At 33.3% G+C, this 17,735-nt stretch carries 13 protein-coding genes and 1 pseudogene; 3 read left to right on the plus strand and 11 right to left on the minus strand.

The genetic code is table 11. The features are described from left to right. Positions 1–11: 11 nt before the first annotated feature. On the minus strand, positions 12–1,253 hold the full coding sequence (locus BW986_RS19205) for a hypothetical protein (protein WP_076369728.1): 1,242 nt from the start codon (positions 1,251–1,253) through the stop codon (positions 12–14). A 577-nt stretch (positions 1,254–1,830) separates the two neighbouring features. Between BW986_RS19205 and BW986_RS19210 the strand changes: the two genes are divergently transcribed. Both BW986_RS19210 and BW986_RS19215 read left to right on the plus strand, forming a co-directional pair. After that, positions 1,831–6,828, plus strand: a complete 4,998-nt coding sequence (locus tag BW986_RS19210; protein WP_076369730.1) for a hypothetical protein — start codon at positions 1,831–1,833, stop codon at positions 6,826–6,828. A 162-nt stretch (positions 6,829–6,990) separates the two neighbouring features. After that, entirely contained in the window at positions 6,991–7,869 is an 879-nt protein-coding gene (locus BW986_RS19215) for a glycosyltransferase family 2 protein (protein ID WP_076369732.1), read from the plus strand. 1,061 nt (positions 7,870–8,930) lie between these two features. Here BW986_RS19215 and BW986_RS19220 read toward each other — a convergent pair. The 5 genes and pseudogenes from BW986_RS19220 to BW986_RS31275 all read right to left on the minus strand — a co-directional run bounded on the left by BW986_RS19220 (position 8,931) and on the right by BW986_RS31275 (position 11,465). Continuing rightward, complete coding sequence (locus BW986_RS19220; protein WP_076369734.1) at positions 8,931–9,131, minus strand: hypothetical protein; 201 nt, start codon at positions 9,129–9,131, stop codon at positions 8,931–8,933. A 35-nt stretch (positions 9,132–9,166) separates the two neighbouring features. Beyond that, a pseudogene (locus BW986_RS30825) lies at positions 9,167–9,469 on the minus strand (hypothetical protein). Between the two features lie 257 nt (positions 9,470–9,726). Then, entirely contained in the window at positions 9,727–9,912 is a 186-nt protein-coding gene (locus BW986_RS31270; protein ID WP_081395698.1) for an adenylyl-sulfate kinase, read from the minus strand. 200 nt (positions 9,913–10,112) lie between these two features. Further along, positions 10,113–10,829, minus strand: a complete 717-nt coding sequence (locus tag BW986_RS19240; RefSeq protein ID WP_076369736.1) for a glycosyltransferase family 2 protein — start codon at positions 10,827–10,829, stop codon at positions 10,113–10,115. 462 nt (positions 10,830–11,291) lie between these two features. Then, positions 11,292–11,465: a glycosyltransferase family A protein gene (locus tag BW986_RS31275; protein WP_397222643.1), complete on the minus strand. Its 174-nt coding sequence runs from the start codon at positions 11,463–11,465 to the stop codon at positions 11,292–11,294. Between the two features lie 235 nt (positions 11,466–11,700). Between BW986_RS31275 and BW986_RS19245 the strand changes: the two genes are divergently transcribed. Then, positions 11,701–12,780, plus strand: coding sequence for a glycosyltransferase family 4 protein (locus BW986_RS19245; protein ID WP_076369738.1), 1,080 nt, complete (start codon positions 11,701–11,703; stop codon positions 12,778–12,780). An 853-nt stretch (positions 12,781–13,633) separates the two neighbouring features. On the opposite strand, the gene BW986_RS19250 is transcribed toward BW986_RS19245, so the two are convergent. The 5 genes from BW986_RS19250 to wecB are packed head-to-tail and all read right to left on the minus strand — an operon-like array spanning position 13,634 to position 17,681. Continuing rightward, positions 13,634–13,834 (minus strand): hypothetical protein, encoded by a 201-nt coding sequence (locus BW986_RS19250; RefSeq protein ID WP_076369740.1) that lies wholly within the window; start codon positions 13,832–13,834, stop codon positions 13,634–13,636. A 52-nt stretch (positions 13,835–13,886) separates the two neighbouring features. Beyond that, positions 13,887–14,786: an NAD-dependent epimerase/dehydratase family protein gene (locus BW986_RS19255; RefSeq protein ID WP_076369742.1), complete on the minus strand. Its 900-nt coding sequence runs from the start codon at positions 14,784–14,786 to the stop codon at positions 13,887–13,889. Then, positions 14,786–15,610, minus strand: a complete 825-nt coding sequence (locus tag BW986_RS19260; protein WP_076369744.1) for a dTDP-4-dehydrorhamnose reductase family protein — start codon at positions 15,608–15,610, stop codon at positions 14,786–14,788. Before BW986_RS19260 ends, BW986_RS19255 begins: the two co-directional genes overlap by 1 nt. Next, positions 15,611–16,603: a polysaccharide biosynthesis protein gene (locus BW986_RS19265; RefSeq protein WP_397222647.1), complete on the minus strand. Its 993-nt coding sequence runs from the start codon at positions 16,601–16,603 to the stop codon at positions 15,611–15,613. After that, on the minus strand, positions 16,590–17,681 hold the full coding sequence (gene wecB / locus BW986_RS19270; protein WP_076369748.1) for a non-hydrolyzing UDP-N-acetylglucosamine 2-epimerase: 1,092 nt from the start codon (positions 17,679–17,681) through the stop codon (positions 16,590–16,592). The genes BW986_RS19265 and wecB overlap by 14 nt, the downstream gene beginning before the upstream one ends. Positions 17,682–17,735 lie beyond the last annotated feature (54 nt).

The raw sequence follows: 17,735 nt of genomic DNA on the forward strand, positions 1-17,735 counted from the left end.
ACCCTTCTACTTTATTGTTTCTTCGTTAATAATAAGGAAATTTGATTACTTGAACTGATTTCCAGATCTTGTTCTTTAAAAAACACAAAAGCTTCTACACGAATATTGCTGTTTTCTACAGGTTGAAGGACGCTTATTTGTAAGTTAGTTAAAGATTCTATTTGTCTAGGGTTAATATTTTTTGATTCAATTGGACATATCCAGGTTTCTCCCTTCTCCATTTCCTCAAACCATTCATCATTCATATATTTCCACCCTTTTGTTTCTTCATTTTTCATTACCCCCATCGTTTCGGCAACATTCGGCGGCAATATTTGCCCGGATATTTTTATACTTTCTGAAGGGGTGGAACGCAGACAGATAACTGGATTCCGCAAAACTTCCGTACCTATATTTTTAATATGAAGATTTCCAATAAGCTTGATTTTGTTACGCTCTTCAAGTTCTTCAATAAAAATATGATAATCTAAAAACACTTCTGCTTCTTTTCTTTTATTAATAGTTGGTTTCTTTAATAAAAACTTTTTCTTTTCTGGTAACCTTTTTTCTTTTTGTATGGCAGGCTCTAAATTTAGCCCAGTATTTCCAGAATGAACAAACATGTTTGAGAAAATTTCCATTGGAACTAATGACAAAACAGATAAAGGCGAACTTTCTTGAAATCTAGATAATATTCCTATTGTTATGGACATCGCATATTTTTCACCAAGTTTTTCCCAAAAATCTTCATCAGCAATAACTGGATACATAATCTGTATGTTAATAAAAGGGTTATTTGCGCCTCTAACTATCTCATTAGATTTAAATTTTGTTCCAGTTCTTCTACATTCATAATGAAAAATATCCAATAACTTTTTATTAGTTGATTTTGAATTATGAATCAATTCAAGAATGGGCTCTTTTATTACTGGAATTTCAAAGAGTGAAAAATACACATGAAAATCTGCCTTTTCTGTTTCCTTCTTTTCATCTATAAGAATCACCTTTGCCCCACATGCAGAAAGGAATGTTTGAATATACTCCAGCACCTTCCTTTCTTGAAGGTGCTTTCTAAAGGTGTTATGTGTAACATCATAATCGGAAGAAAGTACAATTCTTTTACCATGCAAAGCAGAACATAATTGTACTTTCTGATTTTCAGTATCTGGATGCACATCAAATCCCATTTCCCTAAAAAGAAAAGTAAATGCCGGGAGAGACTCATAAGGTATGGTTCCTGCCTCCTTATCGCCAACTTCTACTCTAAAATCCATTAATGGATCCCCCTTTATGTTAATCCAGGTACAGATTTGATTTTCAAAAGGATAAAATAATACCGTGCGGCTTGTTTCATCATAACCCTTATATCACTCAATATTAATGATATGTAAGAGTAATGAAGAAATGATAAAGAATAAACTTAGCGGTCTTCAATTTTTTGTGAAATTGTGAGAGCACTAAAGATAATAAATATAATCACCAATTTGAAATACGGTACATATAACTATTATGGAATCATTTAGGGAATCGGTTTTTGATTAAAACCCGTCAAATGAAGATTTATTAATTGAAATTCAAGATTTTCGGTCAAGGTGATAAATTTATGAGGAGGAATTTACTTTTGTCTACATGCCCATGCATGATTTGGATATCGCTGCATTCCTTATCACGAAGAAACACCAACAATCTCACGAACGAGTACTCCATCTTAAGTTTCCACACCCATAAAAATCTTGATAAACATCTCCGCATAGGAACTTCTTGGTCATTTACAGTAGCTGAATCTCATCTTCCTGTCTAATTGAGATTGCAGCCTGTTCACACGTGATCAAAAATAAGGAGTGGTTATTTTTGTATACAGATGATGAAAGAGCCAATGAAATACAAAAAAGTAAATTGAATAAAATAACTCCAGTACAACTTCAGCAAATGATCATTCACCTTAGATCTGAACTTTCCCTATACAAATCAAAAGTTAATGAATACGAAGTGGATTATAGTAAAAAGAAAATAAGAAAGTTAATAAAACACAATGAAGAAATGATAAATGAACAAAGAACATTTAAAGAACTAATCAATCGGAAGGAAAATGAACGAAAGAATGCAGAAACCAAGGTTCAGAAATTAGAAGACGAAATAAAGAAATGTAAGACCGAACTACAGTACATTAAAGGAACCAAAACAAACGACGAAAAGAACAAAAATGATATAAAAACTCTTGGAGATAAAAATAAAATATTACAAAGGGAAATTGCTTCTCTGCAAAAGAAACTTCAAGATTATGAGTCTGCCCAAAAACAAAATGTAAAAGATGAGGATTTCAAAAAGTTCGGCGATGAAGGTTTTAAAAAAATGGCGGATGGGCTTTCAGAGGTGAAATCACTTCTTGCTCCAGTAAATAAAAAAATAACTAATTTGGATGTACAAAGCATTAATTTAGAGATTGAGAAATTAGTTGAAACAGTTTTGTTTTATTTTCAAGAGCAAAATACATTCAAAAAAGAAATTCAAGATTTAAAAGAAACCATTAATTCTCTCAACGAAAAAGAAATGAAATATAAAAATGAAATGAATCATCTTACTAAAACCATAGATCTTTTATACGATCAAGAAAAGCAATATAAAGTGAAGATTAATAATTTAGAAAAAGCACTTTCAGATAAAGAAGAGCATCATAAACAAGATATTAAAAAATTCAAACATGAAATTGAAAATTACATTTCAAGGATCGGCCACCAATCGGAACAGGAAAGCCAAGATAAGGCGGACATTGAAAATTTAAAACAGATGATTATGGATCTAAAGGAAAAAGAAAACTTCCATCAACAAGAAATCAATCAGTTAAATCAAACGATTAGCGATGTATCTGAACATGAGAGTAAATATAAAGTAGAGGTTGAAAATTTAGAGAAAGCCATGATCGAACTTACTGAAAAGGAAGAGCATCATAAACAAGTTATCGAAAACTTTAAACTTGAAATTGAAAACTATACTCAAATGATCGACCACCTATCCGAACAGGATAGTCAATATTTGGTGGACATTGCAAATTTAGAACAGATGATTACCGATCTAAGGGAAAAAGAAAAATACCAGCAACAAGAAATCGATCAGTTAAATCAAACGATTACCGTTGTATCTGATGAACAAGAAAATAAATATAAAGTAGAAATTGAAAATTTTGAAAAAGCTGTGATTGAACTTTCCGAAAAGGAAGAGCATCATAAACAAGTTATCGAAAACTTTAAACTTGAAATTGAAAATTATGTTATGACAATCGACCACCTATCCGAACAGGAAAGTCAATATAAGGCGGAAAATGAAAATTTAAAACAGATGATTATGGATCTAAAGGAAAAAGAAAACTTCCATCAACAAGAAATCGATCAGTTAAATCAAACGATTAGCCTTGTATCTGAACAAGAAAATAAATATATACTGGAGATTGAAAATTTAGAAAAATCCATGATCGAACTTTCCGAAAAGGAAAATCATCATAAACAAAAAATTGAAAATTATACTCAAATAATCGGCCACCTATCCGAACAGGAAAGTCAATATAAGGTGGGCATTAGTAACTTAGAAAAAGCCATTAACCAACTTACCGAAAAAGAAGATCACTACAAGCTAGAAATTGATCAGTTAAATCAAACGATTACCGTTGTATCTGAAGAAAAAGAAAATAAATATATGTTGGAGATTGAAAGTTTAAAAAAAGCCATGATCGAACTTTCCGAAAAGGAAGAGCAGCAGAAACAAGTTATCGAAAACCTTAAACATGAAATTGAACATTATGTTCAAACGATCGACCACCTTTCGGAACAGAAAAGTCAATATAAGGCGGACATTGCAAATTTAGAACAGACGATTAACAATTTAAAGGAAAATGAAAATCAACATCAACAAGAAATCGATCAGTTAAATCAAAAGATTAGCATTGTATCTGAACAAGAAAATAAATATAAAGTGGAGATTGAAAGTTTAGAAAAAACCATAATCGAGCTTTCCGAAAAGGAAGAGCAGCAGAAACAAGTCATCGAAAACTTTAGAAATGAAATTGAAAATTACACTCAAATGATCGACCACCTATCCGAACAGGAAAGTCAATATAAGGTGGACATTGCAAATTTAGAACAGATGAATATAAATCTAAAGGAAAAAGAGAACTACCATCATCAAGAAATCGATCAGTTAAATCAATCGATTAGCGTTGTATCTGAACAAGAAAATAAATATAAACTGGAGATTGTAAGTTTAGAAAAAGCCATGATTGAACTTTCCGAAAAGGAAAACCATCATAAACAAGTTATCAAAAACTTTAAACAGGAAATTGAACATTATACTCAAACGATCGAACACCTATCGAAACAGGAAAGTCAATATAAAGTGAACATTGAGAATTTGGAACAGATGATTACCGATCTAAATGAAAAAGAGAACTACCATCAGCAGGAAATCAATCAGTTAAATCAAACAATTAGCGTTGTATCCGAACAAGAAAATAAATATAAAGCAGAGATTAAAAATTTAGAAAAAGCTATGATCGAACTTTCCGAAAAGGAAGAGCAGCATAAACAAGTTATCGAAAACTTTGAACATGAAATTAAAAATTATACTCAAACGATCGAACACTTATCGGAACAGGAAAGTCAATATAAGGTTGACATTGCAAGTTTAGAACAGATGATTACAGATTTAAAGGAAAAAGAAAAATACCATCAGCAAGAAATCGATCAGTTAAATCAATCGATTAGCGTTGTATCTGAACAAGAAAATAAATATAAAGTGGAGATTGTAAGTTTAGAAAAAGCTATGATTGAACTTTCCGAAAAGGAAAATCATCATAAACAAATTATCGAAAGCTTTAAACAGGAAATTGAACATTATACTCAAACGTTCGACCACCTATCGAAACAGGAAAGTCAATATAAAGTGAACATTGAGAATTTGGAACAAATGATTTCCGATTTAAAGGAAAAAGAGAACTACCATCAACAAGAAATCAATCAGTTAAATCACACGATTAGCGTTGTATCTGAACAAGAAAATAAATATAAAGTGGAGATTGTAAGTTTAGAAAAAGCCATGATCGAACTTTCCGAAAAGGAAGAACAGCAGAAACAAGTTATCGAAAACTTTAAACATGAAATTGAAAATTTTAATGAAATGATCGGCACCCTATCGGAACGGGAAAGTCAATATAAGGTGGACATTGCAAATTTAGAACAGATGATTATAGATTTAAAAGAAAAAGAGAACTACCATCAGCAAGAAATCGATAAGTTAAATCAAACGATTACCGTTGTATCTGAACAAGAAAATAAATATAAACTGGAGGTCGAACGTTTAGAAAAAACAATGATCGAACTTTCCGAAAAGGAAAATCATCATATACAAGTTATCGAAAACTTTAAACATGAAATTGAAAATTATGTTCAGACAATCGACCACTTATCGGAACAGGAAAGTCAATATAAGGTGGACATTGGTAACTTAGAAAAAGCTAATAACCAACTTACGGAAAAAGAAGAACACTACAAGCAAGAAATTGATAATTTACATCAATCCATCGGTATTGTTTCGGAGCTTGAAAATAAATATAAAGCCAAGATTGAAAACCTTGAGCAAATGATTATTAATTTTAAGGAATATGAAAATCAACATCAACAAGAAATCGATCAGTTAAATGACACGATTGCTCTTGTTTCGGAGCAAGAAAATAAATATAAAGCCGAGATTAAAAACCTAGAGCAAATGATTATTAATTTTAATGAAAATGAAAATCAACAACAACAAGAAATTGATCAGTTAAATCACACGATTGCTCTTGTTTCAGAGCAAGAAAATCACTATAAAGTGGAGATTGATAATTTAGAAAAAACGATTATCAATTTAAAGGAATATGAAAATCAACGTCAACAAGAAATCGATCAGTTAAATCACACGATTTCGCTTGTTTCGGAGCAAGAAAATAAATATAAAGTGGAGATTGAAAGTTTAGAACAGACGATTAACAATCTAAAGGAAAATGAAAATCAGCATCAACAGGAAATCGATCAGTTAAATCATTCGATTGAGCTTGTTTCAGAGCAAGAAAATCACTATAAAGCGGAGATTGATAATTTAGAACAGACGATTATCAATTTAAAAGAAAATGAAAATCAACATCAACAGGAAGTGGACCATTTAAAGCAAACGATTGCTCTTGTTTCGGAGCAAGAAAATAAATATAAAGTGGAGATTGAAAGTTTAGAACAGACGATTAACAATCTAAAGGAAAATGAAAATCAGCATCAACAGGAAATTAAGAACTTAACCGAATCCATGACAGATTTTAAAGAAAAAGAAATACGTTATAAAGATGAACTGGCAAAATATATTCAAGAACAAGGAAAAAATCATTTGCAACCAAGAAGTAAAATGGAAAAACCTTTTAATAATAATGGAATACAACAGCAAGTTGGAAATACTCGTGTAAATATGGGGAATTTCAATTCGCAAAATAACAAAGAAGTAATTAATCAACCAAATGCGTTTCGATTCTCGAATGATACAATCCAACAAAAAACTACAACCCAAAATTTTAATATGCAAACATCGCATTATCAAACACTCTATCCCCCAAATAAACCGAGGTACACAGAAAATGTTAGAACACAACAAAATTATAATTCTGGGATAATGTCATCATATCAGAAAAAAGATTACCCAGATACTAAATTTAAAAACACTAAAACAGATTCATTTTCATTAGATATGTTTTATAAAAATCATCCTTTATATAATTTACATTCGGGAGCGCCAAAAACAGCGATAGATCCCTTTAAGAATTTTAGGAAGCCTAAATAATAATCTTTATTTATAGTGAATGACTACCACTTTAACTCAACAACAAGCAAAAACTTAGCTACTACTTGCAACCGAAGATCAAGGATTGTGATACTCATCTTTTTCACAGTCCTTGATATTTTTTAATATTTAAAAATCGTTTCAAAAGGAGAGATAGATGAAATGAAAACTCATCCTTTAATTTCAATAATTTTTCCAGCTAAAAATGAAGGGGAAAATGTGAAAAACACTCTTGATTCATTATTTTCAGTTGAAACACATTATTCCTACGAAGTGATTATTATAAACGATGGATCATCAGATGATTGCTGCGATTTCCTTAATACCTATAAACACGCAAACCAGGTTAAACTTTTTGAAACAGAAGGAATTGGGGCTGCAAGCGCACGAAATTTAGGAGCAACAAAAGCTTCTGGAGAATTCCTGATTTTTTGCGACGCTCATTTACAGTTTGAAGATTTGTGGATTGATCATATCATAGAACCTCTCTTAACAGGAAAATCAGATGCAGTTACCCCAGCAATCACTTCGTTTGGCAATTCCGATTTCATTGGCTATGGTCAGACCTTAAAGTCAAACCTTAGAATTAAATGGAACCCTAAACAAAATGGCCTCTTTGAAACTGCCGTATTACCCGGAGGATGTTTTATTATCTCCAAAAAAGCGTTTGAAGATGTGGGCGGATTTGAAACGGGATTTAAAACTTGGGGACATGAAGATGTAGAGCTTTCTATTAAGCTATGGCTGTTTGGATTTCGCTGCCACGCTCTGCCGGATGTAAAAATAATCCATTTATTTAGAAAAACTCACCCCTATGAAGTTAGCTATGATGAAGTTTATTATAATTTATTAAGGATGGCCTACTCTCATTTTAATACTCATCGCATACAAAAGTGCAAACAACTCATGATCCATGTAAAAGCAAACCCTATTGAATCCCAAGTGCTCCTTGATGGAGTTAAAAGGCAGCGACGGACCTACTTTCAAAAACGAAAATATGATGATGATTGGTACTTTGCCAAATTCAATATAAATTTCTAGATTTTAAGAAGCGCCCTATCTCCCAAAGAGAGTCATGTCCTTTTTATAATCCCTTTCTAAATAAATCAAAATGATGAAAGGTGAGAATGTAAACGAAAGAACCATTTACAAATATTTATTATAAAAATATATAGGGAAACTCTGAGTCTCTATCAGGTCCTGGTTCATCACTTACTCAGGGCCAAAACACTCATTCAGGAATTATCAAGCATTATAAAACAACTACAGATAAAAAAATGATAGATGCACCATGTGGTGATTTTAATTGGATGAATGGAAATATACAAAAAACAGAATTATATATTGCGATTGATATAGTCGATAAGATAATAAAAAGAAATATAAAACAATATCCATTAAAATAATGTACGGTTTTTTCATAAGGACATAACAAAAGAGCGTCTACCTACAGGTGATTTGATCCTCTGTCTAGATTGTCTTGTATATTTTAGTTTTTCTGATATTCATTTAGTTTTCAAACAATTTTAAAGCAAGCCAGTCGAGGTATTTTCTAACGACTACCTTTACTAGCTGGCACCCTCTTAATCTAGAGATTGAGCCATTCAACTTTCCAAAACCTATCTTGGTTATTAATGAGATTTGTACGGAAGGAGAAGTGAACTATACTGATAAATCACTAGCTTTATGGGATTTGAATATCATCAATTTTTAAAATATAGTTCACTACTTCCACTTCCGCATGATAATATATCCCTTTTGTTTGACAGTGTAAAAATCGTTTTAATAACATGTTGTTAAATTACGAATTGGATAGATCTTATTATTCCTGAAAAAAGGATACATTCCAAACTTAGTCAAAGAAATTAAAGATACAGGTTGTACTAAGTTATTTGTATAATGAGCGTAGCCAATAAGCCACCTCGCTAATATATGAACTTATAAGTATAGGATTTGGTGCGAAATATTAAAATGCAGACGGCTTTTCAGATTGAAGGAGGATAAAGCAATATAACAAGGGCTTAATAAACCCCTTGCATGGACTTCCTCGTATGATACAGGATGGTAGTTATGCCTTCTGGTTAATCCTTGCCCTGTTTGGTTCATGCCCCCTTATCATCTGCAGGTATATCATCCTTTTTCGTTTCACCCACAAGAGGATTCAACAAAAGCCCATCAACCGTTTCTAATGCCGTTTTTTGCAAGTATTCATGGGCTCGATGCACTGGATTTCTAGTTTGAAACCCGAACACAGTACGCCAACCCCAGTCGGTGAACATTTTTCTAGTTTCTTTTGGTCTCATATAAAATTCTTCAAACGGTTTATGTGTAGGCCTATTTACCAGGAAAATACAGCAATATACACATCCCCTTGCTCAAATAGCTTGTTGACCCCAGGGTGGTTAGAATCTTTTGTTTTATAAACGAGTGTAGCTTCTTCCTGTTTATCGGATTCAAACATTTCTTCCACCTTAATGGCTCCGGACAGTTCTCCCTCAACACATTATAGAGCCACTTCATCCCCCACATTCATACTCTTCGCATATTCCTTTGCTAAAGGAAGCGTAACCAGAAGCGTCCATGGTAATCCGTTTGCCAGATGCATATATTTTAAGACGCTTTGGTAAGCTTTTTCCCCCATAAATCCAATAAGTGACTAAACCCATCATTTGAAATCATTTTCCTTATCCGAAATAATCCATTTGAGATATTCAAGGACGAAAGGGATTTACTTTTCCAAATATTCTTTTCAATCAATTCCGGTTAATTCACGATTAATCAACTTGCCTCCATGTGGTTCAATGATGGTTCTTTAAACATCCATTTATAACACCTTAATCATTTGTACGTTCCATTGTCACTTTACATCCCCTAAATGCCCATTATCTTTTAAGAAGTTCATGATCTGCCCCGCACATTCTTCAATAGAATATTGACTGGTTTCAATAATGTTTCAGTGTTTACCGTTTCTTCATAAGGTGCTGAAATCCCTGTGAATTGAGTGATCTCTCCTATTCTCGCTTTCTTATACAACCCTTTGGGATCTCGTTTCTCACAGGCTTCTAAAGGACATTTAACATAAATCTCAAGAAGTTAACCCTGCTGTACCTTTTTTCGTCATCTTCTCGGTCACTAATATAAGGCGAAATAAACGTGGCTAATACCACTATCCCGCTAAAATTTTGGCAACTCCCCCTTCGATTAAAATAGGAAAAAGCCCTTGTTTAAACACAAGGACTTCCAACTTGGAGAAACAAGGCTAGTTGCATATTCAGTCTGAATAATCATTGTTTTCTAAGTTCTTTTAACATTAATTGTCTCATTTTAGCTTTGTGTCGATTAACAACGAGACTAGTTTCTTTTTTGATACTAACTGCATGCTTAGTCGAACCCATTTGTGAATGAATTCTATAAAGTAATAAAGGTTGAGACAAAAACTGTATGTCAAATTTTTGTACTATCCTTAACCATAAATCATAATCGTGTGTATATGGAAGTGTTTCATCAAAAACTCCAATTTGATCAAATATCTTCCTATTAATCATTACGGTGCAGCCATTAATAATATTTCCCCTGCTCATTGTTTTAATTAATTCAAATTTATTAGGCAGATGTATACCCAAACTAGGAGTGATAATTTCCCCTTTTTCATTTATACAATAATAAGAAGTATAACTAAATAACGCTCGATTTTTATTCATAAAGTCTAATTGAACTTCTGTTTTCTTAGGGTAAAAGATGTCATCTGAACTGAGCCAGCAAAAATAGTCACCTGTCGCATTTTTGATGCCCATATTTAATGCGCTCGCTGTTCCACCGTTTCCCTTTACGATGTATCTAATTTTATTTAGATACGGGGTGATTTTATCTGAATGTGTTGTAGAGCCGTCATTCACAACGATAATTTCAATATTTTTATATGTTTGATTCATCAAACTTTCCAATGCTTCTTCAATGTAGGGACAGTTATAAAACGGAACAACAATAGATACTTTCTTCACATTTACCCTCCTTTAAAGACCAATGAACACTTCAATTCCTTAAAAGATGCAGATCTTTACTCGTAATATATAAGAATGGCTTAATAATGGTATAGGCTTAAGGGTTTTCTAAAGATTTACCTCTTTTACTTTCAATCTACTGCTTAATTATTTTCAGTCTCCTTTCTGTTATATATGCTAAAAATGGGTAAAGTACACATGTTGATATGGGCTTTCCACCATTTATTGCGAGCTCAGCACTGAATTATATGTATATCATCTAGTTCCATTACATATACATACATTTGATTCTTTTTTATAAAATGCTGGAGGTTTTTTAATTATGCTTTACAACTCTTTTCTTACATTCCATTGGAATAGCACCATAATGACTCAAATTCAACTTTACACTGAAATTTAACATACATTTACCATAGAATTTTGGCAGTAGCTAATATAGGAATTGTTTTCTTTCATAAAGGTTTATTTGGAAACTTTCTCTTCTTTAAAAAGGTCATCTGAGCATAGCCAGGCAAAGTATTCACCTGTAGCATTCTTGATCGGTAAATTAAGAGTGCTGGCTTTACCGCCGTTTTCCTTTTCAAAATAGCCATTGCGGCTCAACAGTGAATTAGTTGAACCATCATTTAACGACAATCACTATATCAGGATAGAACTGATTTAATGCGCTTTTTAAAGAAAGGAATAACAATCACTTCTTTCTTAATTAATTCAAAGTGTTTTAAATAGGGCTAAGATAAGTTATATCAGGACCACAAATGGAATATACATAAACATCAATCATGTTTTCAAATTATGTTATGTATATTTTATGATATGTGAGGAAATTCCTTTGAAATGTGAAGGTAACTAAAGGGAGGTAAGATAGCAAATGAACATCCTATTTGCCTACTATTATCCAAGCGGGGGTGTAGAAACATTAGCACGTCAGAGAAGTTATGCATTAAAAAAACATGGAGTGAATTTTCATTTTTTATATTATAAGAGTGGTCCTGGACTTCAGAATATCGAAGAGACACCAACTTTTATAACGGATACCAATAAAGGAATTAAGGCGGTTATAACGAATGGGAATTATGATGTAATTATTGTTTGCTCTGACCATTCACTTCTACCCCGAATTAGAAACATGAACTTTAAGGGCAAACTTATTTATGAGGTACAAGGTTTAGGTTCATTTGACGATGCACAACAATGGCTAAAAGTAGCGCATCCATATGTCAATAATAATGCAGACGTTATTCTTTTTCCTAGAACCCGCCATTTAATCAATTTAATTTACACATATTATCCCTCAATCAGGAAATATTCATTTCATAATTGTATTGATACTAATATATTTACGTATAAAACAAGAGGTCCTTCGGAACCTAATCCGATTATTGGTTGGGTAGGTAGAATAGAAGAAAATAAAAACTGGAAAGGATTTTTAGAAATTGGTCATGAAATGGTTAAAATTAATCCTTCAATAAAATTATGGATGTTTATAGATGCCACGTTGACCTATCCGGATCAAGAACAACAATTCAATGATATGCTCACAAAATATCAATTAAATGATAATCTTAAGATCTTTAATAATATCCCCCATCAAAAAATGGCGGAATATTACTCCATAATAGGGGATTCAGGAGGATTTTTATGTTCTACTTCAAAAGTTGAAGGATTTGGTTTTGCGATTGTCGAAGCCATGGGTTGTCGATGTCCTGTACTTACAACGGATTCAGATGGTATCAAAAGTTTTATTTTTCACAATAAAACAGGGAAAATATATCCACATGATAATATACAACTAGCTACAACAGAAGCTAAAAGTTTATTATTTGATAATTTAGTTAGGGAAAAAATATGCTTAAACGCACAGAAACATATTCATACTCATTTTAACCCTGATACTTATGCAAATAATTTTTTAAATATGCTAAAGGACTTGGGAGTGTATAAAGCTTAAAGACTATTTCAAAATACCCCTTTATAAACGGTATAAAATGTCCAATCATCTTCGAACAATGGTCACCTCCCTCCATTATTCGAAGATGATTGGACACTATTATGTTTTCTAGACAACATTGATAAATATGGTCCTAATATTAAAAATCCACTATTATCCTCCATAACTTGTCTATACCCTTACTATAAAAATTCTACTATAAAAAAGGGATTGTCAAAAAAAGGAGGTGCGATCTTACATTTTACCCATAGGTGAAGGCAAATAGTTTTGCGGATTATTAAACCGACCGATTTCACCAATCTCAGCGATAATCATGGCTGTGAGTTTTCTCCCATACCTGTAATTTATTGGATTTTCTTATACTCTTCCAATTCATTCAGGGCCACTATCCGATCTTCAAAATCAGAATGGTGTCCCTGGTTGAAAAACAACTCAATTTACATACGAAGATTGATTACGTGAACTTCATACACTTTTTTTGAATGGATTTCGGGATATGGGTCCATTATTTTTTTACTTTTTCCTATGCCCATTTGACCCGATCAGCTAAAACTGAACTCTATAACACACTCTGCTAGTCTACTTTCTCCCGCTGTCAATACCGGATATGCCTTTAACAACTTTAAAGAAACCTTTGAATATAAAGCTCCAAAAACCTTCGCGTATTCTCAGGAAACACTTGATCTATAATAGAGTGAAACTGAAGTTTAGCTTCCACATACATATTCGTTACGCTTTCCTGTTGTATTGGTGCAAATTCAGAAGGTCTAAAAGTTTAATTCCTCTAATTTTACGAGGTCAAAATCCTCTTTATAATACAATTACTACTGGTACGCATCGATCACGCCTGCTTTTACGTTTCGTAAACTGGACTTCTTTGCCTGATTAGAAATTGTAAGATATATAGAATCCCTTGTTCCTCCAGGCATTGAATAAAGGGAGAATGGTAATGCCCTGTAGATTCTAAAATGACCATAGGCATCTGCGCTGTCACCTCTTCGATCTCTTTTAGAATGTCTAAAAAATGATCTAGTTCCTTTTTGATATGCTTCATTGAAAGGCGCTTCACATACGTTTTTGATTGAATATTTTATCTGCCTTTGAATTCAGAGTTTATTTTTACGATAAAAATAAAGAATATCCTCTAAGGATGACTTCAATGAAAGAACTGGTTTCCAACCTAATTTCACGATTTCCACTGGTAAGATTTCAACCCTGCCTTCTTCCTGATCCTTTATTTTAGACTTCACTTCAAATTCAATGGTTGTTAAGGCTCTAAAACCGGTGATTACTTCTCCTAAAGAGTGGCTATTCCCAGAAGCAATATCATAGATTACACCTGGTTTCCCCTGGGTTAAAATAATTTCATATGCATTTACCGCATCTCTTACATCTACAAAATCCCGTTTTGCTTGAAGGTTACTCACTTCAAGTACTTTTTCAGCTTTATTTTCTTCCATATCGACTATCTTTTTTGCAAATATGGAACAAACACCATTTGATATTCCGGGACCAATCAAGTTTGAGGGCTTAGCAATTACGATATTCATGTTGTAAAGTACTCCCCATGATTGGGCAATAAGTACCTGAAGAGTTTTACTTAAACTATAAGGGTGTGTTAGGGTTGAAATATTCTGGGGGTCAAATTCCAGCGCTGAACCGACTATAACTACTTTACAGGCTGGATTTTCTTGCCTAAGTGCTTCAATTAAATATAGGGTTGACATTGCATTTGCTTCCAGAGATGAAACAGGATCAATCCATGATTTTCCTACATGGTTTTGCCCTGCTAAATGAAGAAGATAATCGGGTTTCACTTTCTTTATTAATTCACCTACATTTTCCTTGTTTGTTAGATCACACAACTCTGTATGAACTTGACCATTTCCAAAACCCTTTCTAGATACAGCAGTAACAGCAAAACCTGCGTTTACAAAGTGATTACACGCATGCTGGCCAGTGAACCCGCTTGCCCCAGTAATTAATAATTTAGGCATCTGGCTCATTACTTTTCCATCCAACTCTTTAATTCTTTCAGCATATGTTCATAAGTGGGAATCTGATAATAAAAATCGTTCCTTGTATTTTTTATTGTTCGATCCTGTATGATATGTGAGTCTGGTAAAATCTCAACATCTGTTTTATTAAAGGTCCTCTTGATTAATTTCAATAGATTATATTTTGACACTTTATTCTCAGAACCTAAATGATATAAGCCCGTTACGTTATTCTCAATAAATGATTCAATGGCTTTAGCTAACTCAAGTGTCGTTACTCCATTCCACATAACTTTCTCATAACCATTAATTTGATTCCTTTGCTTCATAAACCATTGAAACAACCCTATGCCATTTTCTTTTAACTCTGGACCGATAATTGAGGTACGAATAGTTAAATGTTTATCGCTAATGATTTCTCCCAGTTGTTTTGATTGGGCATATAAAGATGTACCGTCAGGAATATCATCCTCCGTATAATTTCCTTTCGTTCCCGAAAACACGCAATCTGTACTAATATGAATTAATTTACCCTTGTTCCGGTCAGTTAATTTGACCAGCTCATGTGGCAATAAGCTATTTACCTGAAAAGCCAGCTTTGGATTATTGCTTGCATGATCATTTAATATACCAATACAGTTAACAATAATATCCGGCTTTATAGATTCAATGATTTCCTCCAACATTGTTGGGATAGTAATATCTAGGTAGATACTCTCCTTATCTTCAGGGTCCCTTGATGTATAGAACACTTTATACTGTGGATTTTGTAGAAAATAAGCTGTTATTACGTGTCCTGCCATCCCTTTTCCGCCAAGGATTAGTACTTTCATTTAAATAAACCTGCCTTTTTGTAATATCTCTTTGATTTCGACTTTACTCATCAATTCTTTGCTCGAATTGTAGTTCAATAAGTTTACAGGTTTATATTTTGAATAATGTTCCTTCAATTCTTCTGATTGGATTGTAGGAAGAATAACAAAGTACTCATCATCAAAAGTAATCGTTGTTTTACTTTCGTATTCGGAGAGGAGGAGTTCATGCAATTTTTCTCCAGGCCTTATACCTAGGATATCCACTTCAACATTTTCCACATCAGAAGAATCAATCAATACTTGAGCAAGATCAATAATTTTACAGGACGGCATTTTCATTACGAAAATTTCTCCGCCAATGCTTTCAAAGGTTGCCTTAAAAACCAATTTAATCGCTTCTTCAACGGTTAAAAAGAATCTCGTCATGTTCAAGTCGGTTATTCCAATTTTCCCCTTTTCTTTAATCTGCTTTTTAAAAACGTGAATGACACTTCCATTTGTGCCAAGCACGTTTCCGCCCCTGATACAAACAAATCTTGTTTTGGTGTTTAATGTATTAGCGTGTATGATCAGTCTTTCTGCCATCGCCTTTGAAAGGCCATAAAAGTTGGACGGATTTGAAGCCTTATCCGTAGAAATATTAACAACCGAATGTACATTACAGCTTATAGCGGCTTCTATAACATTCTGTGTTCCAATTACGTTCGTCTTTAAAGCTTCAATGGGTTGATCCTCACATACAGGAACATGCTTTAACGCTGCCAAGTGGAAAATATAATCAACACCTTGGCAAGCTTCCAATAAAGCCTCCTTCTCTTTTACATCCCCGATTATGAAATGTAATTTCGGATTATTATCAAACTCTTGCTTCATTGTAAATTGATTGGTTTCATTTCTAGAAAAAATCCGTATTTCACTCGGTTCAAAATCCAATAACTGCTTAACCAATTCATATCCCCATGAGCCTGTACCGCCTGTTACCAATATTGTTCGATCTTTAATCAATTTCATGGCCTCCCAGTATTATTTTAAGCACTTTATCTGAAACGTTTTTATGGTCGTAGCCTTCTGGAAAAGTCCAGTCTTTTTGCTGGTTAACCATAACCTTCACACAATTTACGATTTGTTTAGCGTTAATTCCTGATAACATATTGCTGCCCGACTCAATGGTTTCTGGCCTTTCCGTTGTTTTTCGTATCGTAACGGTCGGTACATGGAACAAACAACATTCCTCTTGAACGGTTCCACTATCGGTAAGCACACAAAATGCATTTTTTTCAAGCTTTACGAAATCAAAGAAACCAAATGGCTCATTAAATTCAATTAATGGATGCATTTCTAATTTGGGACTGAGCTCAATGCGGGATTTTGTCCGGGGATGTAAACTGCATATGATTCTTTTTTGATAGGATTCGGCAACTAAATTAATGCCCTTCATAATCTCCACCAAACGGTCTTCATAGTCAACATTTTCAGCACGATGGGCTGTAACGAGGAAATAATCATCCTTATTTAGATTCAATTTGTCCAATATTAAACTTTGCTCGATTTCATTGTCGTAATGGTTCAAGACCTCGTAAATGGGGTTACCCGATAAATATATTTTGTTACTCGGGATACCTTCTTTCAAGAGATTCTCTTTACTTTGAGGAGTATAAGGTAAATTAAAGCTTGAAACCGCATCAATAATACGACGATTTTTTTCTTCAGGCACCTCCAAGTCAAAACAACGGTTCCCTGCTTCCATATGAATAACTGGTATGCCCATTCTTTCTGCTAAGATAGAGCTGAGTCCGGAGTTTGTATCCCCCAATACTAATATTTTGTCGGGCTTTTCAGTTAATAGGATGACCTCTAATTTTTTAAATATGGCCGCTAACTGTTCACCAAGAGTTTGCTGTTGATTCAACAAGACATAATCAGGGGTTCGAACCTTTAGCTGTTGGAAGAATATTTCACTTAAGGATTCGGTGAAATTTTGTCCTGTGTGTACTAGAATATGTGAATCGGCATATTGATCCAGCTTCTTTATAATTAGACTTAATCTGATGATTTCAGGTCGAGTCCCTAAAATGGTCATTACTTTCACGATTTACACTCCTTACTCTTATCTGGTTTATGGCCTCTCCGTCTACCCTTTATT

Source organism: Peribacillus simplex (genome assembly GCF_900156045.1).
GTDB lineage: Bacteria > Bacillota > Bacilli > Bacillales > DSM-1321 > Peribacillus > Peribacillus simplex_D.